We start from the raw sequence: 20595 nt of genomic DNA, 5'->3' as shown, positions 1-20595 counted from the left end.
AGTAACGATTGATGATCAAACCTGCTGTTTTCGCGATGTTTGCCAGCGTGTCTGCGCTGTTGCTCAGCCCTTCGAGCGTTGCCGCCAGCTTCGACTGCGCCAAGGCTCGGGCACCTGACGAAATCACCATCTGCAAAAACGTCAGCCTCAACGATCAGGACGTGACCATGGCGTTGCTCTACGACCTGAACAAGCACTTTATGGCCATGGGCGGGCGCGGTTCGTTGATGGACGGGCAGGCCGAGTGGCTCAAGCAGCGCCATGCCTGCGGGGCAAAAGTCAGTTGCCTGAGCGCTGCTTATACGCAGCGGATCGGCATGTTGCGCGGGTTTATTGATGAGCGGGTGATGACGAAAGGGCCGTTTTGAGTCATTCCCGATGCGGCAGTTAGAGGGCGACCAAGAGGTCGCCCATTTTTCTTTACAGCCCTACGCTCGCAATCTTCGCCCAATCACATCGAGTAAATCGCAACCGTCACGCAGTGGAATACTCAACAGCAACGCGAAGTCCTGCAGCACAACAGCGTCGCTGCTGAGCCCATCGCGAAGCGCCAGGTTCTCCAGAAATTGAGTGACTGCCCGTATGCGAAACACCGCGGCATCATGCAGTGCGTCCAGTGGTGCCTGAGTGTCGATAAGCAGGGTAGGGATAGTGCAATCGGGGCCTGTGATGGGCATATACCGATCTTGTGCGGTCATGGATCTTGCTCCTATATCTGAATGAGCCGTCACCTTCTGCCGCCAAGCAGAATTAGGGTGGCGGATTACGCAAGGTTGGCGGACCGGGGATATAGGACCCGGCACTTCCGAAGAAGTCCCTGCGCAACCCGCCATTGCACAAAATCACGGGCGCAAAAAAGCGCCTGCAATCGTGTTGGGGGCGCTGTTGCGCCTATATCTGGTCGGACCGCCAAGTCCAATCGCAGCGTTTGCTGCGAGTTGAAAGGTTAACGTGCGAGGTTCTCAGGGGCAACAGGCAAATGGGCGGGATCTAAAATTTGGATCATTCGCCTGTGCGGCAATCTGCTTTTCTGTGGGAGCCTGCTCGCCACAAGCCAGCTCCCACATTTGACCGCATGCGGTTTTAGACCCTTACAGTGCAGCCAGTACCGCCTCGAGTTTCTCCTGGTCCCGCGCAAACTGGCGAATGCCTTCGGCCAGTTTTTCAGTCGCCATCGCATCTTCATTCGACGCCCAGCGGAACTGCGCTTCGGTCAATGGCTGGCGCGCTTCACCCTCGGCACCCGGCGCCAATTTGCGTTCCAGCACGCCGTTATCATCAGCCAGTTTTTGCAGCAGGTCAGGGCTGATGGTCAGGCGGTCGCAACCGGCCAGTTCTTCGATCTGGCTCAAGGTGCGAAAGCTTGCGCCCATCACCACGGTGTCGATTGTGTTGGCCTTGTAGTAGTTGTAGATACGCGTCACCGACTGCACGCCCGGGTCTTCGGCACCGGTGTAGTCCAGGCCGGTGTTTTTGCGGTACCAGTCGTAGATGCGGCCCACGAACGGCGAGATCAAAAACACCCCGGCATCGGCGCAGGCCTGGGCCTGGGCGAAGGAAAACAGCAGGGTGAGGTTGGTCTGGATGCCGGCTTTTTCCAGGCGCTCGGCGGTGCGGATGCCTTCCCAGGTGGAGGCCAGTTTGATCAGCACGCGGTCGCGGCCGACACCGGCCTGGTCGTACAGGGCGATCAACTGGTTGGCCTTGGCCCACAGCGCGTCTTCGTCGAACGACAAACGTGCGTCGACTTCCGTGGAAATACGCCCCGGAATCACCTTGAGAATGCCCGCGCCCACCGACACCGCAAAGTGGTCGCAGGCCAGGTCCACATCGCCTTTGGACAGGTTCACCGCATTGCGCAGCAGCTCGGCGTATTCCGGGATGGCGGCGGCCTTGAGCAGCAGCGACGGGTTGGTGGTGGCATCCACCGGGCGCAGGCGGCTGATGGCTTCCAGGTCGCCGGTGTCGCAGACCACGGTGGTAAATTGCTTGAGTTGTTCGAGCTTGGACGTCATGAGCGGTGGTCCCCAGGAAAAGAGTGAAGGGTAGCTGTTGTACCATTTCCGGGGCGCCCTGTTTACCGCGCGTGCAAACCTGTCGCGGCCATAAGGCTTCCAGGTCTGCACATCCTGCGCACCCACCGCCTTGGCGTAAGGCGTGCCCGTCATCACCGCGATTTTTTTGCGAAATAGCGCCAAGCTTAGAGTTATGAAAAAGCATTCGATAAATACTCTTTCGATCTGAGCTTAGGGCACTTTTTGCAACATCCGACCAATCGGGCATAACCATAGAGTTATATGATTCTTTCATAATCGTGTGTGATTAATATAATCAAAAGCGAATTTTCCCGCGAAGACGCTTTATGACCACACGCCGCCAGATCCATTTGTCAGCCTTCCTGTTAAGCGGCCCGGTGGTGCACAGCCACGCGGTATGGCGCCACCCCGAAACCGTCGGCAATTACCTCGACCCCGAGTACTACACGCGTATCGCCAAGGTCGTGGAAGAAGGCCTGTTCGACTTCCTGTTCTTCGCCGATCGCCTGGCCGTGGGCGACCAGATGGGCGGCTCCCGTGAGTTTGCCTTGCGCTACGGCGCCCAGGACGCCACGCGCCTGGACCCGTTGCCGATCCTGTCGTACCTGATCGGCCAGACCACCCGGCTTGGGCTGGGCGCGACCCGCTCCACCACCTATTACGAACCGGCGCATATTGCCCGCGAATTCGCCACCCTGGACCACCTGTCCAAGGGCCGCGCGGCGTGGAATATCGTCACCTCGATGAACGACAGCGAAGGGCGCCTGTTCGGCAAGGCCAAGCACCTGGAGCATGACCTGCGCTATGACCGCGCCGATGAGTTTGTCGAGGTCGCGCTGAAACTCTGGAACAGCTGGGGCAAGGACGCGCTGAAGCTCGACCGCGAAAGCGGGGTGCTTGCCGACCCGGCATTGATTACCTCGGTGCAACACCAGGGCGAGTGGTTCCGGGTCGAAGGCCCACTGAATATCCCGCGTTCGCCCCAGGGCCGGCCGGTGCTGATCCAGGCCGGTTCGTCCGGGCGTGGTCGGCGCTTTGGCGCACGGTGGGCCGAGGCGATTTTTACCATTCACCCGCACCTGGCGGCGATGCGGGCGTTTCGCGATGACGTGCGCGCCCAGGTGGTGCAACAAGGCCGCGCCGCCGACAGCTGCAAAATACTCACGGCGGTGATGCCGTTCATTGGCGGCAGCGAAGCCGAAGCCCGCGCCAAGCGCGACCAGCACAACGCTCTGGCGCGGCCGGAGTTGGGGCTGGTGACACTGGCTTCGCAATTGAATGTGGACCTGTCGCCGTTCCCGTTGTCGGCCACCCTGGCCGAGGTGGCGCAGTCGCCGCTGATTCACCCGGCGGCCGCTGAAAAGCTGCTGATGCAAGGCGCTGAGCTGACCCTGGAACAACTTGGCCGGATCTTCGCCAGCAGCGTGCGCGTGCCGCAACTGGTGGGTACCGGCGCGCAGATCGCCGACCAATTGGCCGAGCTGTTCGAGCAAGGCGGTTGCGACGGCTTTGTGATTTCGCCGGGGTACTTGCCGGGCTCGTTCACCGAATTTGTCGAGAGCGTGATTCCGCACTTGCAGCGCAAGGGCCTGTTCCGCACCGCGTACGAAGGCTCGACGCTGCGTGAGCACCTGGGGCTGGACTGAATGCGTTCTATGTGGGAGCTGACTTACCTGCGGTCAGTTTGCATCGTTGTCGGCTGACACTGCGCTATCGCAGGCAAGCCAGCTCCCACATTAGGGTGGCGGTGTTTTTTATTGGGTACATCAATTTAAAGGGATATTGCGCATGGCTGCTTTCGATCACTTGACCCGTCGCCGCTTGCTCGGCATGGCAGGCATTTCCATGGCCGGCCTGGCGCTGCCCAGCCTGGGCTTTGCGGCCGACGAGCACGCCGGGCACGGCACGCCTGCGGAACCAGCAGGCACCGGCGCGTTCATCCGCCTCGACTCGCCGCGCAAGCTCAAACTGGCGGTCAACCTCAACGCTGTGTGCCTGGCACCCGTGGTGATCGCCCACGGCCAGGGATTTTTCAGCAAACACAACCTTGATGTAGAGCTGGTCAACTTCGGCAACTCCACCGAAGTGCTGCTCGAAGCCATCGCCACCGGCAAGGCGGATGCCGGCATCGGCATGGCGCTGCGTTGGCTCAAGGCGCTGGAACAAGGCTTTGACGTCAAGCTCACGGCCGGCACCCACGGCGGTTGCTTGCGCTTGCTGAGTGCCGCGAACGGTGGCGTGAATAAGCTGGAGGACCTCAAGGGCAAGGCCATCGGCGTCACCGACATGGCCAGCCCCGACCGCAATTTCTTCTCGATCCTGCTGAAAAAGCACGGCGTCGACCCGGTGCGCGATGTGGAGTGGCGCCTGTACCCGGCCGACCTGCTGGGCACCGCGCTGGAGCGTGGCGAAGTGCAGGCGGTCAGCGGCAGTGACCCGTTCATGTACCGCCTGATCAAGTCCGGCGTGGCGCGGGAGTTGTCCACCAACCTGGTGGAGGAATACGCCAACCTCAGCTGCTGCGTGGTCGGCGTCACCGGCAAGCTGGTCCGTGAAGACAAGCGCGTGGTCGCGGCGCTGACCCAGGCGATTCTGGAGGCCCATGATTATTCCGTGCAGCACCCCGAAGAAGTCGCCAAGGGCTTCCAGGCCTATGCGCTCAATACTACGACAGAAGAAGTGCAAGCGATCCTGCACGATCACACCCACGGTCACCATGCGGTCGGCGCGGCATTGACGCAGGAAATCACCACCTATGTCACCGACCTGAAAACCGTCGAGGTGATCAGCAAGGGCACCGACCCGGTGGAGTTTGCCAAGGAGATCACCGCTGATGTCTTCAGTTGATGCAACCACCCTGAACCCAAGCCTGGTATTCAAGGCCGGCTGGCAGGGCGCAACGGTGGTGGCTGCCTGGGGGGCCGTGGCGCTGTTGATCAGCTATTGGCCCAATGCCGTGCGCAACTGGCCGATGACCCAGGGGCTGGCCAATGTGTGCGTGGCGGTGGCTGCGCTGTTCATCGTCTTGAGCCTGCTGGGGCGGCGTTTTTCGCGGCTCGGCCAGCGCTTGAAAAACGCCGGGCCGTGGCTGATTGCCTTGCCCGTGTTGCTGGGTATCTGGGAGCTGCTCACCGCCAAGCTGGCGCTGCTGCCGGTGCCGTTTTTTGCGCCGCCCCAGGCCTTGCTCGCGGTGTATATCGAAGACTATGCGCGCCTGGCCGACAGTCTGCTGCATTCGGCCTTGCTGCTGGGTTCGGGCGTGGCGTTGGGCGCTGCTACCGGGTTTGTCGCGGGCGTCTCCATCGGCTGGTCCACGCGCATCGGCTATTGGTTGCACCCGGTGCTGCGCATCCTCGGGCCGGTGCCGTCGACGGCGTTGCTGCCACTGTGTTTTTTCCTGTTTCCCAGCAGTTGGAGCGCGAGTGTGTTCCTGATTGCGCTGGCCACCTGGTTTCCGGTCACGGTGCTGACCTGGTCCGGCGTGGCGAGTGTCGATAAAGCTTATTACGACGTGGCGCGCACCTTGGGTGCCAAACCGGGTTTCCTGATTTTCAAAGTGGCGATTCCCGCCGCGTTGCCCCACGTGTTTGTCGGCCTGTTCATGGGTTTGGGCGCCTCGTTTTCGACCTTGGTGGTCGCCGAAATGATGGGGGTTAAATCCGGTATCGGCTGGTACTTGCAGTGGGCCCAGGGTTGGGCCGCCTATGCGAATATGTACGCGGCCCTGTTGATCATGGCGCTGGCGTGTTCGGGGTTGATCACCGGGTTGTTCCTGGTGCGTGACCGGTTGTTGGCCTGGCAGAAAGGAGCGATGAAATGGTAGCGCTGGCACAGGCAGTCCAACCCTCGTCGGGGCTGGCGCTGCGCATTGAAAACCTCAGCCATGGCTTTGCACTGGACGGGCAGCGTTTGCCGGTATTGGAGCGGGTTTCCCTGGAGGTGGCGCCCGGTGAGTTCGTGGCGTTGCTCGGGCCTTCGGGCTGCGGCAAATCCACTTTGCTGCGCCTGGTGGCCGGGTTGGAACCGGCTGACTCCGGGCGTTTGCTGGCCGACGGGCACGCCATCAAAGGCCCCGACCCGAGCCGCGTGGTGGTGTTCCAGGACCCGACCCTGTACCCGTGGCGCCGCGTGTGGGACAACGTCGCACTGGGCCTGGAGGCTCAAGGCTTGCTCAAGACCCACTCGGCCAAGGTCGATCAAGCCCTGGAAAAAGTCGGCCTCGGCCCGTTCGCGCGCGCTTATCCTCGGCAACTCTCTGGCGGCATGGCCCAGCGCGTGGCGCTGGCCCGTGCGTTGGTCAACCAGCCACGGTTGCTGATCCTGGATGAACCCCTGGGCAAGCTGGACTCGCTGACGCGCATCACCCTGCAAAAGGAGCTTATCGACCTGTGGCAGCGCCAGGGTTACACGGCGCTGCTGGTGACCCACGACGTGGAAGAAGCCCTGCTGCTGGCCAACCGCGTGATCGTATTCAGCGACCGCCCGGCGAAGATCCAGGCGCAGTTGACCATCGATCGGCCGTACCCCCGGCATCGCGATGATGCCTATCTGGTGGATTTGCGCCGGCAGATTATGGGGTTGTTGGGGTTGGGGGAGAGCTGGTAGTTGTCGGTCTGATCGTTCCCAAGCTCTGCGTGGGAATGCCGCTTGGGGCGCTCCGCGTCCCGCACCGCCACAGTCTGACTGCATAGTCCTTGACACTGGCAACCCCAACGCACAAGGATCAACTCAATTTTAGAAAATTGAGTTTCAGCCATGGCGAGAATCCATAAGCCAACCGAATTCGCCGACTTGTTAAAGCAATATGGCCTGGAGGTTTTCGAGCTGGCGCGCGTCTACAAAGCGGTCGATGGCAAAGGTCGATACTTGCATTGGGATGAATTTCGTCGATATCCCGCGCCGGGCATCAATAAAGACGCTGCTTGGGCCGCGATCAAAATGTCGCGGGCCTGCGCAAGCAAGACCCTCGAACTGCGCAGCGAGTGCGGCAGCCCTTTTTTTGTGTGCACCACGGACTTCTGTGATGCGGTCGTTCACGCCGTAGAGTCGCTGACGTCCAGGTTGGGCGGGGCGGCGGCGTCATCTCCTCAATACCGGGATAACACCCGCTACCTGGTTGACGCCTTGATGATGGAGGAAGCCATCTCCAGCGCCCAACTGGAAGGCGCCGCGACGACCCGTAAAATCGCCAAGGACATGTTGGCCAAGGAACGCCCGCCTCAAGATGATGATGAGCGGATGATCCTGAACAACTATCAACTGATGAAGCATGCCAAATACAACAAGGACGAAAGTCTGTCGCTCGGGTTGATCTGCGAGTTTCATGGCATTGCCACGGCGGGCATTGATGAGGCGCATGTTCATCCGGGGGCCATCAGGGACGAAGACGATGTGTTTGTCGGCGGTGCGGGCAATGACATTGTGCATCAGCCGCCCAAGGCCGCCTTGCTGCCAGCCAGGCTTGAAGCGCTCTGCCGGTTTGCCAATGAGCGGCATGATGGGCAGGAGGGCAGGCACTTTATCCACCCAGTGGTGAAAGCCATCATCCTGCATTTCATGCTGGGCTATGAGCATCCGTTCAGGGACGGGAACGGGCGCACCGCACGCGCTTTGTTTTATTGGTTCATGCTCAAAAGTGGTTACTGGCCGTTTGAATATATTTCTATCAGCACGCTGCTTAAAGAGGCGCCAATGCACTATGGGCGTTCCTATGTCTACACGGAAACCGACGCCTTCGACCTGACCTATTTCGTGATTTACCAACTGCGCGTCATTGAACGTGCAATGCAAGCGTTCATGACGTATTTCGAGGCCAAAAGGAAAGAAGCCACCGAGCTGATGGGCTGGCTGGATACGCTTGAATTGAAAGATGCACTCAATTATCGGCAGGGGCATTTCCTTAAAAAGGTGCTGCAACACCCAGGGCGTACCTTCACGCCCAAGGAGATCACCCATGACTATGACGTTTCGGAAAATACCGCGCGTAAGGACCTGGAGAAGTTGGTCGGCATGAAGGTGTTGTTCAAGGTCCAGGAAGGCAAAAGCTTCCTTTATCTGGCCAGGGATGACGCCGAAGCCAACCTGAAGAAACTCGCATCCAAGGCCTAGGTGCGCTTAAACCTGCTCCTGCGCCCGCAACTGCACGCTCATCTCATCACAACTGTTTGCCCAGTCGCTCAGCCACTGCGGCATGGGCGGTGACGCTTCGGCCAGCCCGAGTTCGCGCACAAAGTCGGCCGGGGGCAGGGTGCCCTTGGCGCAGCGGAACAGGCCGCGCATCACCACCACGCCCACCACTCGGCCCCGGCTGACAAAACGGTGCTCCATCAGGCTCCATTTGTCGTCCCAGCCGAGCATGCGGGTGTGTACCTCGAACACTTCAAACAGCTTCAGCTCGCGGCGGAACTTGCCCCAGGTGTCGCCCACGATGGGCATTGCCTTGTTGCGCAGGGCCACGCGAAAAGCGCCGGTACGCAGCACGAAATCCATCCGCGCAACGTCTGCCAGGGTGAAATACCGGCCATTGGTGACGTGCCGGTTGAGGTCAAGGTCCAGCGGCCACACGCGCATGCGCACCACCGTGGTGTCCAACGCCTGCACGGGCTTGCGCCAGGGGCGACGGAACAACATAAACAGCAATCGAAACCAGAGATTCATACACGTGCCAGGCAGTTGATCAGAAGCCGCACTGTACGGAGCCGGAATCGGCTAAGGTAGGTGCGCAAATGACTTATTACATGCGAAAAACGCAAGCAGGCTTTTTATGCACATTACCTTGCTCCTGGCCGATGATTGTTCTGCCGCCAACGCCACCCTCGTCCTGGAAATGCTCAGCGCCGCCAATCTGTTTGCCGACAGCCCACCCTTTGAGGTGGTGGTGGTCTCCCTGGACGGCCAGCCCGTCACCACTTGGAGCGGGCAGTGCATGCAGGTGGCGTGCGCGGCGGCGCAGGTGCGCCGCACCGACCTGGTCCTGATCCCCGGTTTCCTGTTTACCCTCAAGCAGGCGTTGCCCACCTTTCCTGCCTACGGCCCGTGGTTGCGCGAGCACTATGCCCAGGGCGCGGTGTTGGCATCGATGTGCACCGCAGCTTTTTTGCTGGCCGAAAACGGCCTGTTGCAAGGCTTGCGCGCTACCACCCACTGGGCGTTTGCCGAGCTGTTCCGGCGCCGTTACCCCGACGTGACCCTGGAGGACGCGCAGATCCTGTGTGAAGAAAACCGCGTGATCACCAGCGGTGGCGCCAGCGCGGCGATGGACCTGATGCTGCACCTGATCCGCCGCTTCGGTTCACCAGAGCTTGCGCAGACCTGTGGCAAATACCTGCTGATCGACGGCGTGCGTACCGAGCAGTCGGTGTACGCCCTGTGGTCGTTGCCCAAGAACCACGGCGACGGCGAGATCCTGCGCGTGCAGCATTGGCTGGAGCAGCACTTTGCTCAGGCGTTGGTGATTGACGACGTGGCGCGGCGCTTTGGCTTTGGTGTGCGCAATTTCAAGCGGCGTTTCAAGGAGGCGACTGGCTATACGCCCGTGGGCTATGTGCAAACCCTGCGCCTGGAACGGGCCAAGCAGATGCTGGAGTCCACGCGCATGACCCTCGAAAGCATCACCTACGCGGTGGGGTATGAAGACAGTAATTCGTTTCGCCGCCTGTTCCAGCAGCGCGTGGGGATGCTGCCGGCGGCGTATCGCAAGAAATTCCTCGCCACGGCCTGAATCAGCGACGTAGCTGCGCCTGCGCTTCAATGCATTCCACCAGAAATTCCATCACCACTTTCACCGACGGTGAGCGGCGCATGTCCGGGTAGACCGTCAGCCAGATATCACGCACCGGGCCGTCGCTGGGCGTGGGCAACCGCATCAACAGCGGGTCGGCATCGCCCACCAGGGTGGGCAGCACCACTGCGCCGACCTGCGCACGGGCGGCCATTTGCTGGGTGATCAACTCGCTGGCGGCAAACACCACGGGGCGCGGGCCGCGCAGTTGATGCAGCCAGGCTTGCTGGGGCAGGTGATCGCGGCTGGGGTCGTAGGCGATGAAGGTCCATTGCGCCGCCGGCAAGTGCTCGAGCGCAGGTGCGGCGTATAAGCCGAAGCGCACCACGCCGACCTTGCGCCGCACCAGGGCGTCTTCGTCGGGGCGCAGGGTGCGCAAGGCGATGTCGGCTTCGCCTTTGTCCAGCGCGGCCAATTGGGTGGACGGCATCAGCACCAGGTTTAACTGCGGATACTGGCTGCGCAACCGCGCAAGCTGGGGCGCAATGCAATGGTTGGCGATGGACGGCGGGCAACTGACGCGCACAGTGCCGGCCAGTTCGATGGAGGCAACACGCGACAGGCGCATCACCTGCGTGGCCATGTCGCCCATGCCCGCCGCCACGTGCGCCAAGGCCAGGCCTTGCGCCGTGAGCGGGCGGCTGCGGGGCAGGCGGTCCACCAGTTTTACGCCCAGGGCCTTTTCCAGTGCATCGACCCGGCGCCCGACGGTGGCGTGCTCCACCTGCAGCTCGCGGGCGGCCGCCGACAGCGACTGGGTGCGGGCCAACACGGTGAAGTAGTAGAGGTCCTGCCAATCGAACATCGGGTTATTTCCGCACAGAGGCTGGGAGGGATTGGGGAATATTCCAACCGAATAAACCCTTTTACCATGGCCGCTTCCCAGTGCAAACGGAGTTGTTCCCTGATGAAAGCCATCACCCTGCAAGCCTACGGCGGCCCCGACGTCGCCCAACTGCGCCATGATGTGGCCAAACCCCAGGTCACCGCGGGGCATGTGCTGGTCAAGGTGGCCTGCGCCGGGATCAATTTCATGGATATTCATACGCGCCAGGGCAAATACGCGGCGTCGATGACGTACCCGGTGCGCTTGCCCTGCACCTTGGGCATGGAAGGCGCCGGCGTGGTGGTTGAGGTCGGCCCCGGCGTGAGGCATTTGGCCGTGGGCGACCGGGTGGCCTGGTGCATTGCCTGGGGCGCCTATGCCGAATATGCCAATGTGCCCGCCGATAAGGTTGCGCAGATCCCCACGGCGATTCGCTTCGATCAGGCCGCAGCGGCGATGTTTCAGGGCTGCACCGCGCACTACCTGGTTGAGGACGTGGCGCGCTTGCAGGCCGGCAGCAACTGCCTGATTCACGCGGCGTCCGGCAGCATCGGCCAGTTGCTGGTGCAGATGGCGCGGCGGTTGGGTGCGACCGTGTTCACCACCGGCAGCAGTGCGGAAAAATGCGCGATTGCCCGGCAACGCGGCGCCCACCAGGCCTGGACCTATGACGGCTTTGCCGATCAGGTGCTGCAAGCCACCGATGGGCGCGGGGTGGATGTGGTGTTTGACTCAGTCGGCAAAACCACCTTGCGCGAGAGTTTCCGTGCTTGCCGCACGCGGGGTTTGATCGTTAATTATGGCAACGTGTCGGGCTCGCTGAGCGACCTTGACCCGATTGAATTGGGCGAGGCGGGCTCGCTGTTGTTGACCCGACCACGGCTGGCCGACCATATGGCCGACGGGGCGACCGTGCAGCGGCGTGCCAATGCGGTGTTCGCGGCGATGCTGGAAGGGGCGTTGAGCGTCGAGATCGAGGGCCATTACCGCCTGGAGACGGTGCAACAGGTACACGCGCGCATCGAAGCGCGCCAGCAGATTGGCAAGGCGGTGTTGTGGGTGGACCGCGACCTGCGCTGATTGGTGGGGTGAGTGGGCTTGATTGTGTGAGTAGGTTTGTTGGGGGGGGAGTGGGCTTGTTGTGGCGAGCAGGCTTGCCCTGCGTTGGGCTGCGAAACGGCCCCAGTGCGGCTAATGCGATTTTTCAGTTAAACCGCGTGTTCAGGTTTCAGGGCCGCTGCGCGCCCCAACGCAGGGCAAGCCTGCTCGCCACAACAGCCCGTTAACCAGACGTTGGGTGGGTACATGGCCAGATCGCAGGCGAAAAAAAACCGGCTGATCAGGCCGGTTTGGGGTGCCTCGCCAACAGCGAGGGTTATACGTGGTTGCTCTGCAGACGATCCGAACCACCTTCAGCCAGGCCGCGTTCCTGCAGGCGATCCGAACCACCTTCAGCCAGGCCGCGTTCCTGCAGGCGATCCGCACCACCTTCAGCCAGGCCGCGTTCCTGCAGGCGATCCGCACCACCTTCAGCCAGGCCACGTTCCTGCAGGCGGTCAGCACCACCTTCAGCCAGACCGCGTTCCTGCAAGCGATCAGCACCGCCTTCGGCTATACGGCGTTCCTGCAGGCGGTCAGAACCATTTTCGGCTACGTGGCTGCCTTGCAGGCGATCCGCGCCGCCTTCAGCGACAACCGGGTGGGCAAAAGCGTTGGCAGCCAGTACCGAGAAAGCGAGGCTAAGCAAGAGTTGGCGTTTCATGGTGGTGTGCTCCGAGAGTTGTAGTTGGGTGTTGCCGGGTATGGGTTTGATGGTACGCGTTGGATTTTTTAAGAGAACTTCATTGCGCTGATGGTGACTATCGACGCCAGCGATGGCCCGTTTTGGCGGGCCATCGTGCCGGCGCTCAAGGCATCTGCGGCAGGTCCTGAGGGCGCAGGTCAAACACCAGCACCTCGGCGTCTTCGCCCTGGCTCAGGCGGATCTGCCGTTCATTGCGCAGCCGTGCGCCGTCGCCTTCCTGCAAGCGTTGGCCATTGAGTTCGACGCTGCCGCGGGCCACATGCACGTACACATGGCGGTCCGCCGGCACGTCCAGGGTGGCGGCTTCGTCGCCGTTGAACAGCCCGGCATACACCCGTGCATCCTGGCGAACGTTCAGCGAGCCATCCGTGCCTTCCGGCGAGATGATCAACTGCAAGCGCCCACGTTTCTGCGCCGCGCTGAAGTGCTCCTGCTGATAGCGCGGTTCGGCGCCGACCACATTCGGCACAATCCAGATCTGCAAAAAGTGCACGCCATGGCTCTGGCTGTGGTTGAACTCGCTGTGGGCCACGCCGCTGCCGGCGCTCATCAATTGCACGTCGCCAGGGCGGATCACCGAGCCGGTGCCCAGGGTGTCCTTGTGTTCCAGGGCGCCTTCGAGCACATAGGAGAAAATCTCCATGTCGCGGTGCGGGTGCTGGCCGAAGCCTTTGCCGGCGGCGACGCGGTCATCGTTGATCACCAGCAGGTCGGAAAAACCCTGCTCCTTGGGATCCCAGTAGTTGGCGAACGAGAAGGTGTGGAACGACTTCAACCAACCGTGGTTGGCGGCGCCGCGTTCCGAGGCTTTGCGAAGGGTCAGCATGGTCTTGTCCTCTAGTGAGCGCAGGCTGCGAAATGCAGAGCGCTTGCGTTGAGAAGAAGGTTAATGGTTTTCAGCGGATTCATTAATAAGCTGAAAATTGAATTAATGTCTCATTTTAGTTGACAGTTTCAGGCGTGCCATAATGCCGCCCCGACTCCCCGTTATGATGGACTTGCTCTTGATGAAAACCGTGGCCATGGTGCTGTTTCCAGACTTCCTGCTGCTCGATATGGCCGGGCCGCTGGAGGTATTTTCCATCGCCAACCGCTACCTGCCGGCGGCGGAGCATTATCGGATCCTGACGATCGGCACTGAGCCCGGCCCGCTGCGCGCCTCCAATGGCGTGCACGTGCATGCCGACCTGCCACTGGACCATGCCGACGAGGCCTACGACCTGCTATTGGTGCCCGGCGGGCCTGGCGCTTATAACGAATGCCATCCGGCGTTGCTGCCCTGGCTTGGGGCCGCAGCGCCACGGGCACGGCGCTTCGGTTCGATCTGCACTGGCGCCTTTGTGCTGGGGCATGCCGGGCTGCTCGACGGCCACCGCGTTACCACGCACTGGCATTACACCGATCGCCTGATCAAAGGCTTTCCCAAGGCCATCGTCGAGACCGACCGCATTTACTTGCAGGATGGCCGCTTGATTACCTCCGGCGGGGTCACTGCCGGCATCGACCTGGCGCTGTCGATCATCGCCCAGGACCACGGCCGACAGGTGGCGGTCGACGTCGCCAAGGTGTTGCTGGTGGTGATGAAACGCCAGGGCGGTCAGGCGCAGTTCAGCCCGATGACTGCCGCCGTCGCGCCGCTGGAAACCCCGATCACCCGCGTGCAGAACCAGGTGCTGGCGCAGTTGGACCAGCCATTGAGCATCGTGTCCATGGCTGCGCTGGCGGGCATGAGCGCGCGCCATTTTGCGCGGCTGTTCGCTAAAGAAGTGGGGATGACGCCCATGGCCTTTGTGCAAGGCGCGCGCATCGACCGTGCCCGGCACCTGCTGGAAAGCACTGACCTGCCTCTCAAGACCGTGGCTTTCCGCGCAGGCTTCGGCAGCGTGCGGCATATGCGCTTTCTGTTCAGTGAAAAACTCGGCCTTAACCCCACGCAGTACCGACAACAGTTCAGTTGACGCCGGAATGTCCGTCTGGCTGCCCTGATTGTCCGTGTCGCTCCCTGTGCCAGCATTGTCCTGTCACGCATAGCTGGCAAGATAGCTCCAGGCCCCTAGAAAGGAGGCGCAGACGCCCAAGGCCGGGTGTTCCAGCGCTGTCAGCAGATGAACCATGCACACACGGTGAGCTTCGGCCCCTATACCTTTCATCGCGATCAACGCCTGGTCAGCAAGACCGGCTTGCCGGTGCCATTGGGTGGGCGTGCGCTGGATATCCTCGCGGTACTGCTGGAGGCGCCGGGGCAATTTGTCAGCAAGGACACCTTGATTGGCCGGGTCTGGCCGAACAGCGTGGTGGAAGACAACAATTTGCGCGTGCACATCGCCGCCCTGCGTCGTGCGCTGGACGGACAACGCTATATCCTCAATGAACCGCAACGCGGCTACTGTTGCGTGGCGCCGTCACCGGCACCGCGGCCTCGGCACAATCTGGCCGCACGGCTCAGCCCGGTGATCGGCCGCGACGAACTGCTGGGCAGCCTGGTGCGACGCCTGGGCGGCCAACGGCTGATGATGCTCACCGGCTGCGCCGGAATCGGCAAGAGCAGCGTGGCGCTGGCCCTGGCCGAACGGGTGTTGCCGCGTTACCGCGATGGCGTGTGGTGGCTGGACCTGGCAACTGTACAGGCGCCGACCCGGTTGCTCGACTCTCTGACCGAAACCCTGCACCTGCAACCCTGTGACAGCGCCCATGCGCTGTGCGAGCAACTGGCCGCCCGGCAACTGTTGCTGGTGCTCGACGGTGCCGATCTGTTGCTGGGTGCCTGCCGCCACCTGGTGCATACGCTGCAAGCCAGAGCGCCGCAGGTGAGCGTGCTGCTGACCAGCCGCGAAGCCTTGCAGGTGCCCGGCGAATGGGTGCAACACGTGCCCCGGCTGGCGTTGCCGACGCCGACTGAGTGGGGCAGTGTCGAGCAGGCCATGAGGTATCCCGCCCTGCAATTGTTCGTGGCACGGGCGCGTGCCGGTCAGCAGGGATTTGTGGTGCGGTCTCAGGACCTGGCGCCGTTGCGCGATATCTGCCGGCGCCTGGACGGCATCCCGCTGGCTCTTGAACTGGCGGCGGCCCAGGTTGAAGCCCTGGGAGTACGCGGGTTGCAAAAGCAGTTACACAAGGGCGTGCACGTGTTGAGGCGTGGCCGACGCACGGCGGTCGAGCGCCATCAATCGCTGACGGCAGCGCTGGATTGGACGTATCAACGCCTGAGCCTGCCGCAGCGTTGGCTGTTCCTGCAATTGGCGCTGTTCAAAAGCGCGGTGACGTTGCCGGCCTTGACCGAACTGGTGGCCGGTACTGAACTTGCGCACGCCGACCTGGCTTACCTGCTGGCACGTCTGACCGCGACGTCCGCCCTGGCGGTCGAGCCCGGCCCCGGCCCGCGGCGCTATCGCCTGCTCAACAGTGTGCGCAGCTACGCCCTGGCGCAACTGCGTGACCCGTTGCAGGTGGCGCGTTTGCAGCAGGGCTATGGGCATTACCTGGGGCCATTTTCAGGCCGGCCGTTTGTCCTGCAACTGGTCGAGCAGGCTGCGCACGCGGACTAGATCCTGGGTGGCAAAGCCTTCGGTAAATTGCCCATGGACCGCGCTCAACAGCTCACGCGCCTCCCGCACACGGCCCTGGCTTTGCCACAGACGGGCCAGTGAGGTCGCGCAGCGCAGCGCCCAGGCCAGCGCGCCTTGTTCGTGCGCCATGCCCAAGGCTTCCAGCAGCAGCGATTCGCGCGTGCGCAGATCGGGCAGGGCCTCGGCGCGCACCCTGAGAATCTCGGCCGTGCACCAACCGGCTGCGCCGTTTCTGGCGCGCTCAAATACTGTGTCATCTACCTGCGTGGCATTGAAGGTCACCCGTATGTCCTGAACCAGCCCCAGGCCTTGCAATGCCTCAGGGGGCGCGGTGCCCTCGTAGTGCCGCGCCCAGGTATGGAACAACTGCGCCGAATGTTTCTGTGCGTGTTCCAGCAACAGCGCCAGCAGCGAGTGCGCCGTGTCGCTGTCACCGTTGTAGTGGGCAATCGGTACGCCGGCCAGGGCCAGGGTGTAGCAGATCGAGGTGCCGTGGTTGATCTGCAACGCCAACGCCAGCGCCTGGTTGGCCGTTCGCGCGGCCCGCTCTGGGAACCCGCGCAGCCACAGGATGCGCGCCAGTACCGTCAGCGACGCCACACTCTGGTCGTATTGCACGCCAAAGCCATGGGTGAAACGGTTGAGATGGCCGCTGTGGGCCATGCGCTGCAGCACTTGTTCGGCATTGTGCAGGGCCAGGACCTGGTCGCCCGCGAAATGCTGGGCCAGTACCCGTAAGCGTTGGGCACTCAAGTCCAGCAGCGGATCGGTGCGCGGGTCGAGGCGGTCGAACTGTATGCTCTGCTGCAGCGCCTCACGGTAGTGGCCGGCACACAGGTTGACGGCCATGTGCCCGGAGATGGCGCGCAACTGGCCGCCATTGTCCTGGAGCGCCTCAGCCAGGCGCCGGGCCGCCACGAAGGCAGCGATGGTCTGCGGCGCGGCCCCCAGGGCGTGATAGGACAGGCTGCCCAGGGCCAGTTGCAGTTGCATGGTCAGCTGCGTGCAGGGCGCGTCCGATTGCAGCATCAGCGCCAGGGCCTGGTCTACGTACAGCCCATGTTCGCGCAGCAGCGACAACTCTTGCCACAGGGGCATGGCGCTGACCGTCAGGCGAATGCCCAGCAGGTGCGCGCCGTGTTCGCCCAAGCCCCAGTCGAGGGCGGCGCGGATATCCTCACGCAACGGTGCATAACGGTTGATCCACAGCTCGGTGGGGGTGAGTTCCCAGTCCTCCCGCGCCTGCTCCATCAGCGCCAGACAGCGCGCCCCATGGCGCTCGCGTGTGCTGTCGAGCTCAGCCGCGAGGGCGAGCTTTTCCAGGGCATAGCTACGGGTGATATCCAGCAGACGATAGACCATTTCATCATCGCCGGCCTCGACGTTGAGCAGTGACTTGGCCACCAGTTGGCTGATCGCGCCCAGCACTTCGGCCGGTACGATCTGCTCCCCGGCGATGACCGCCGCCGCGCTCGCCAGGCTGAACCCGCCGCGAAACACCGCGAGGCGGCGCAGGCAAATCTGTTCGCAGGCGGTGAGCAGGTCAAAACTCCAATCCAGCGTGGCGCGCAAGGTTTGCTGACGGGGCAGGTCGCTGCACCGGCCGCGGTTAAGCAGGCGCAGGTTGTCCTCCATTTGCACCAGCAAGCCCGGCAAGCCGAAACGCTCGATCTGCGTGGCGACCAATTCGATTGCCAGGGGAATGCCGTCCAGGCGCTTGCAGATATCGATCGCCAGGGGCAGTTCCGCCTCGCTGAGTTCAAAACTGTCCTGGTGCGACATGGCGCGTTCGATCAGCAGTTGCAACGCCGGGTAGCCGAGGGCCTGGGCGCGGTTGCCGGTGGCGGGTGGGCAGGCCAGCGGCTCCAGGCGCTGCACGTACTCTCCCTCGGCGCGCAGGGCTTCGCGGCTGGTGGCCAGAATGTGCAGCTGTGGCACATGGCGCAGCAGGGTTTCGCTGATCAGGGCGATGTCGTCCAGCAGGTGTTCGCAATTGTCGATCACCAGCAGCAACTGTCGTGCGTGCAGGTTGCGGGCCAGGCTCAGCAACGGCTCAGGTTCGCTGGGGGCGAGGTCGAGCAGGGCGGCCAGGTTGGGCAGGATCATCGACGGCGTGCTGAGCGACGCCAGATCCAGCAGGCGAATGCCGTCGCGGTAATGGCCGATCAATAATTCCGCCACGCGCAGCGCCACGGTGGTTTTGCCGATGCCGCCCGCCCCGGTCAGGGTGATGAAGCGTTGCTGCGGCAGTTGCTGCACCAGCGTGTCGATCAATACCTGGCGGCCGATCATCCGCGTACGGCGCAGCGGCAGGTTATGGCCCTGGTTGTGGGCAATACCGTCGATGGCGGTGGTCATCGGTTCGATGCTCAGGGGGGCGACAAAACTGTAACCGCGCTGGGCGACGGTGACGATATAGCGCTGCCCGGCCTGACCATCGCCCAGCGCCTTGCGCAATGCGGCCACATGCACACGCAGGTTGCCGTCTTCGACTACCGTTTTGGGCCATACCCGCGTGATCAGTTCCTGCTTGCTCACCACATTGCCGGCGTGTTCCAGCAAGATCAGCAAGATTTCCATCGCGGGCCGGCCCAGCCGCAAAGGGCGTCCAGCCTCCAGCACCAGGCGCTGGCGCGGGTGGACCCGGTAGGGACCGAAATGCACGGCCTGGTCGCTGAGGTCACTCATGCTGGCCCTCTGTTCTGAAAAAAAGTCCGGCCAGCATATTCCAGGCAGGTGCAGACCACTAGGCTGCAACCCCCGGTGATTTTTGACGAATGTGGTGATTTCGCCAGGTCATCGGGTTCACGCCCTCGCTGCGCGTGAACATATGGCAGAAGTGCGCCTGGTCGCAAAAGCCGCATTCCAGGCTGATCTGGGTCAGGCTCAGGGACGACTCGGTGATCAGTTCCTTGGCCCGCTGAATGCGCTGTTGGCGAATCCATTCCTGGGGCGACAGCCCCGTGGTGCACTTGAATGCACGGGAAAAGTGGCTGCGCGACAGCGCACAGGCTTGCGCCAGCTCGGCAATCGCCAGGCTTTCGCCGAGGTTGGCGAGGATCAACTGCTTGGCAATTCGCTCGCGCCGGGGGCATAAACCACCGATGACGCCAAAGCGGGGGGCACAGTCATCAAGTCGGGCCATGACAATTATCCGTAGTCGATGGGAGCGTTCCCGGTGAATGGATGCAGTGTAGACCGCTGTATTTTTGGCGCCGGGCCGTTTGGCTGGCGAGTTAATCGTTGTTAATTTCGCCAGGTGCGCGCCCGGAAAAGACAGCACAGGCATGCAATCGTCGATCCGTGCGACATGCTTACCTGACGGCCTGATAACCGTTTGGATACCGCCATGAATCGCAACGACCTGCGCCGCGTCGACATGAACCTGTTGGTGATTTTCGAGGCGCTGATGTTCGAGAAGAACCTGACCCGGGTCGCCGAAAAGCTCTTCATGGGCCAGCCGGCCGTGAGTGCCGCGCTCGGGCGCCTGCGCGACTTGTTCGACGACCCATTGCTGTTGCGCAACGGGCGCGGCATGGAGCCCACGCCACGGGCGGTGGCCATACTCAAGGAGCTGCAACCGGCGATGGACACCATTTCAGGCGCAGTCAGCCGCGCCAAGGATTTCGACCCTTCCACCAGTTGCGCAGTGTTTCGCATCGGCCTGTCCGACGATGCCGAGTTCGGCCTGTTCCCGCCGTTGCTCAGCCAACTGCGCGAAGAGGCACCGGGGATCATCGTGGTGGTGCGCCGCGCCAATTACCTGTTGATGTCGTCGTTGCTGGCCAGTGGCGAGATTTCCGTGGGCGTCAGCTACACCACCGAACTGCCGGCCAATGCCAAGCGCAAGAAGCTGCGGGACATTCCCTGCAAGGTACTGCGCGGCGACGACGGCGCGGCGCCGTTGACACTGGATGACTACTGCACGCGGCCCCACGCGATGGTGTCGTTTTCGGGGGACTTGAGCGGCAATATCGACCTTGACCTGGCCCGCATCGGCCGGGCGCGCAGGGTGGTGCTGGCAGTGCCGCAATTCAGCGGCTTGCGCGCACTCTTGGCGGGCACGCAAATCATCGCGACAGTGCCCGACTACGCCGCCTGTGCCTTGACCGAAGGCACCGTGCTGCGCGCCGAGGACCCGCCGTTCGCGATTGAAGCCTCGGAATTGTCGATGGTCTGGAGCGGCGTACATGACAACGACCCGGCGGAGCGCTGGTTGCGCTCGCGCATCGGTGAGCATATGGCGCGGATGGCGTGAGCGCTGCTTAGCCTCATCCTCGAAGCGTTGGCTTGTCCTGATGCACATGCGCCGATTGAGCTTGATCAGGCCGTTGGCCTGGTTGCCGTCGAACAGGTTGCCGGCCGGGTCGTACTGGTAGTCCTTCTGCAACAGCGGCAGTACCTCGCGGGCCACCTGCTGGTAGTGCAAGGCTTTTTGGCTGAGGCGGCCATTGCGGTCGTAGCGCGTGCGGGTATGCAGGGCGCCTTGGGTGCGCAGCACTTCGTCGTATAGCGCGTCGCGCTCAAAATCGCTGATCACCCGTCCGCCCAGGTTGATTTGATGCAGGTGGCCGCTGCCGTAA

Annotated in this window: 19 protein-coding genes; 11 read left to right on the top strand and 8 right to left on the bottom strand. The window is 62.5% G+C overall.

What is annotated here, in order from left to right:
• Positions 1-11 precede the first annotated feature (11 nt).
• Positions 12-368, top strand: a complete 357-nt coding sequence (locus BFP92_RS15685; protein WP_065930229.1) for a lysozyme inhibitor LprI family protein — start codon at positions 12-14, stop codon at positions 366-368.
• A gap of 60 nt (positions 369-428) precedes the next feature.
• Here BFP92_RS15685 and BFP92_RS15680 read toward each other — a convergent pair whose 3' ends face one another.
• Together BFP92_RS15680 and tal are read right to left on the bottom strand one after the other, a co-directional pair.
• Positions 429-677 carry a hypothetical protein gene (locus BFP92_RS15680; RefSeq protein ID WP_056858072.1) on the bottom strand — a complete coding sequence of 83 codons (249 nt, stop codon included), beginning with the start codon at positions 675-677 and terminating at the stop codon, positions 429-431.
• Positions 678-1091: 414 nt separating this feature from the next.
• On the bottom strand, positions 1092-2015 hold the full coding sequence (gene tal, locus BFP92_RS15675) for a transaldolase (protein WP_065930248.1): 924 nt from the start codon (positions 2013-2015) through the stop codon (positions 1092-1094).
• 347 nt (positions 2016-2362) lie between these two features.
• On the opposite strand from tal, the gene BFP92_RS15670 reads away from it, so the two are divergent.
• The 5 genes from BFP92_RS15670 (at position 2363) to BFP92_RS15650 (ending at position 8144) form a co-directional block, all read left to right on the top strand.
• Complete coding sequence (locus BFP92_RS15670; RefSeq protein WP_065930228.1) at positions 2363-3682, top strand: LLM class flavin-dependent oxidoreductase; 1320 nt, start codon at positions 2363-2365, stop codon at positions 3680-3682.
• Between the two features lie 142 nt (positions 3683-3824).
• A complete protein-coding gene (locus BFP92_RS15665; protein ID WP_065930227.1) occupies positions 3825-4883 on the top strand; it encodes an ABC transporter substrate-binding protein in 1059 nt (352 codons plus the stop codon).
• A complete protein-coding gene (locus BFP92_RS15660; protein ID WP_065930226.1) occupies positions 4870-5859 on the top strand; it encodes an ABC transporter permease in 990 nt (329 codons plus the stop codon). The genes BFP92_RS15665 and BFP92_RS15660 overlap by 14 nt, the downstream gene beginning before the upstream one ends.
• Positions 5853-6641 (top strand): ABC transporter ATP-binding protein, encoded by a 789-nt coding sequence (locus tag BFP92_RS15655; protein WP_065930225.1) that lies wholly within the window; start codon positions 5853-5855, stop codon positions 6639-6641. Before BFP92_RS15660 ends, BFP92_RS15655 begins: the two co-directional genes overlap by 7 nt.
• A gap of 150 nt (positions 6642-6791) precedes the next feature.
• Positions 6792-8144 (top strand): Fic family protein, encoded by a 1353-nt coding sequence (locus tag BFP92_RS15650; protein ID WP_065930224.1) that lies wholly within the window; start codon positions 6792-6794, stop codon positions 8142-8144.
• Between the two features lie 6 nt (positions 8145-8150).
• On the opposite strand, the gene BFP92_RS15645 is transcribed toward BFP92_RS15650, so the two are convergent.
• Complete coding sequence (locus BFP92_RS15645) at positions 8151-8693, bottom strand: acyl-CoA thioesterase (protein ID WP_065930223.1); 543 nt, start codon at positions 8691-8693, stop codon at positions 8151-8153.
• Positions 8694-8799: 106 nt separating this feature from the next.
• Here BFP92_RS15645 and BFP92_RS15640 point away from each other — a divergent pair, with 106 nt between their 5' ends.
• Positions 8800-9756, top strand: a complete 957-nt coding sequence (locus tag BFP92_RS15640) for a GlxA family transcriptional regulator (protein ID WP_065930222.1) — start codon at positions 8800-8802, stop codon at positions 9754-9756.
• A gap of 1 nt (position 9757) precedes the next feature.
• Here BFP92_RS15640 and BFP92_RS15635 read toward each other — a convergent pair whose 3' ends face one another.
• Complete coding sequence (locus tag BFP92_RS15635; protein ID WP_065930221.1) at positions 9758-10621, bottom strand: LysR family transcriptional regulator; 864 nt, start codon at positions 10619-10621, stop codon at positions 9758-9760.
• A 102-nt stretch (positions 10622-10723) separates the two neighbouring features.
• On the opposite strand from BFP92_RS15635, the gene BFP92_RS15630 reads away from it, so the two are divergent.
• Positions 10724-11722: a quinone oxidoreductase family protein gene (locus BFP92_RS15630; RefSeq protein ID WP_065930220.1), complete on the top strand. Its 999-nt coding sequence runs from the start codon at positions 10724-10726 to the stop codon at positions 11720-11722.
• A gap of 295 nt (positions 11723-12017) precedes the next feature.
• Here the strand turns inward: BFP92_RS15630 and BFP92_RS32340 are convergent, their stop codons facing one another.
• Positions 12018-12404, bottom strand: a complete 387-nt coding sequence (locus BFP92_RS32340; protein ID WP_083221751.1) for a hypothetical protein — start codon at positions 12402-12404, stop codon at positions 12018-12020.
• A 145-nt stretch (positions 12405-12549) separates the two neighbouring features.
• Positions 12550-13272: a pirin family protein gene (locus tag BFP92_RS15620; protein WP_065930219.1), complete on the bottom strand. Its 723-nt coding sequence runs from the start codon at positions 13270-13272 to the stop codon at positions 12550-12552.
• 181 nt (positions 13273-13453) lie between these two features.
• On the opposite strand from BFP92_RS15620, the gene BFP92_RS15615 reads away from it, so the two are divergent.
• On the top strand, positions 13454-14404 hold the full coding sequence (locus BFP92_RS15615) for a GlxA family transcriptional regulator (RefSeq protein WP_065930247.1): 951 nt from the start codon (positions 13454-13456) through the stop codon (positions 14402-14404).
• A 147-nt stretch (positions 14405-14551) separates the two neighbouring features.
• Positions 14552-15991, top strand: coding sequence for an ATP-binding protein (locus tag BFP92_RS15610; protein WP_065930246.1), 1440 nt, complete (start codon positions 14552-14554; stop codon positions 15989-15991).
• Here the strand turns inward: BFP92_RS15610 and BFP92_RS15605 are convergent.
• Both BFP92_RS15605 and BFP92_RS15600 read right to left on the bottom strand, forming a co-directional pair.
• On the bottom strand, positions 15938-18700 hold the full coding sequence (locus BFP92_RS15605) for an ATP-binding protein (protein WP_065930218.1): 2763 nt from the start codon (positions 18698-18700) through the stop codon (positions 15938-15940). The two genes, BFP92_RS15610 and BFP92_RS15605, sit on opposite strands and share 54 nt — an antisense overlap.
• A gap of 58 nt (positions 18701-18758) precedes the next feature.
• Positions 18759-19157: a helix-turn-helix domain-containing protein gene (locus BFP92_RS15600; protein WP_065930217.1), complete on the bottom strand. Its 399-nt coding sequence runs from the start codon at positions 19155-19157 to the stop codon at positions 18759-18761.
• Between the two features lie 204 nt (positions 19158-19361).
• Here BFP92_RS15600 and BFP92_RS30460 point away from each other — a divergent pair, with 204 nt between their 5' ends.
• A complete protein-coding gene (locus tag BFP92_RS30460; protein ID WP_056857896.1) occupies positions 19362-20270 on the top strand; it encodes a LysR substrate-binding domain-containing protein in 909 nt (302 codons plus the stop codon).
• Positions 20271-20595 lie beyond the last annotated feature (325 nt).

Origin of the sequence: Pseudomonas sp. 58 R 3 (genome assembly GCF_900006605.1) — a bacterium.
Classification (GTDB): Bacteria; Pseudomonadota; Gammaproteobacteria; order Pseudomonadales; family Pseudomonadaceae; genus Aquipseudomonas; species Aquipseudomonas salomonii.
This window is presented reverse-complemented; position numbering and strand designations above follow the sequence as displayed.

Coding starts and splice junctions, on each gene's coding strand:
- BFP92_RS15600 (WP_065930217.1), bottom strand. CDS start 19,157: ATGGCCCGACTTGATGACTGTGCCCCCCGCTTTGGCGTCATCGGTGGT.
- BFP92_RS15630 (WP_065930220.1), top strand. CDS start 10,724: ATGAAAGCCATCACCCTGCAAGCCTACGGCGGCCCCGACGTCGCCCAA.
- BFP92_RS15605 (WP_065930218.1), bottom strand. CDS start 18,700: ATGAGTGACCTCAGCGACCAGGCCGTGCATTTCGGTCCCTACCGGGTC.
- BFP92_RS15660 (WP_065930226.1), top strand. CDS start 4,870: ATGTCTTCAGTTGATGCAACCACCCTGAACCCAAGCCTGGTATTCAAG.
- BFP92_RS15670 (WP_065930228.1), top strand. CDS start 2,363: ATGACCACACGCCGCCAGATCCATTTGTCAGCCTTCCTGTTAAGCGGC.
- BFP92_RS15635 (WP_065930221.1), bottom strand. CDS start 10,621: ATGTTCGATTGGCAGGACCTCTACTACTTCACCGTGTTGGCCCGCACC.
- BFP92_RS15650 (WP_065930224.1), top strand. CDS start 6,792: ATGGCGAGAATCCATAAGCCAACCGAATTCGCCGACTTGTTAAAGCAA.
- BFP92_RS15620 (WP_065930219.1), bottom strand. CDS start 13,272: ATGCTGACCCTTCGCAAAGCCTCGGAACGCGGCGCCGCCAACCACGGT.
- BFP92_RS15665 (WP_065930227.1), top strand. CDS start 3,825: ATGGCTGCTTTCGATCACTTGACCCGTCGCCGCTTGCTCGGCATGGCA.
- BFP92_RS15610 (WP_065930246.1), top strand. CDS start 14,552: ATGAACCATGCACACACGGTGAGCTTCGGCCCCTATACCTTTCATCGC.
- tal (WP_065930248.1), bottom strand. CDS start 2,015: ATGACGTCCAAGCTCGAACAACTCAAGCAATTTACCACCGTGGTCTGC.
- BFP92_RS15655 (WP_065930225.1), top strand. CDS start 5,853: ATGGTAGCGCTGGCACAGGCAGTCCAACCCTCGTCGGGGCTGGCGCTG.
- BFP92_RS15615 (WP_065930247.1), top strand. CDS start 13,454: ATGAAAACCGTGGCCATGGTGCTGTTTCCAGACTTCCTGCTGCTCGAT.
- BFP92_RS15685 (WP_065930229.1), top strand. CDS start 12: ATGATCAAACCTGCTGTTTTCGCGATGTTTGCCAGCGTGTCTGCGCTG.
- BFP92_RS30460 (WP_056857896.1), top strand. CDS start 19,362: ATGAATCGCAACGACCTGCGCCGCGTCGACATGAACCTGTTGGTGATT.
- BFP92_RS15680 (WP_056858072.1), bottom strand. CDS start 677: ATGCCCATCACAGGCCCCGATTGCACTATCCCTACCCTGCTTATCGAC.
- BFP92_RS15645 (WP_065930223.1), bottom strand. CDS start 8,693: ATGAATCTCTGGTTTCGATTGCTGTTTATGTTGTTCCGTCGCCCCTGG.
- BFP92_RS15640 (WP_065930222.1), top strand. CDS start 8,800: ATGCACATTACCTTGCTCCTGGCCGATGATTGTTCTGCCGCCAACGCC.
- BFP92_RS32340 (WP_083221751.1), bottom strand. CDS start 12,404: ATGAAACGCCAACTCTTGCTTAGCCTCGCTTTCTCGGTACTGGCTGCC.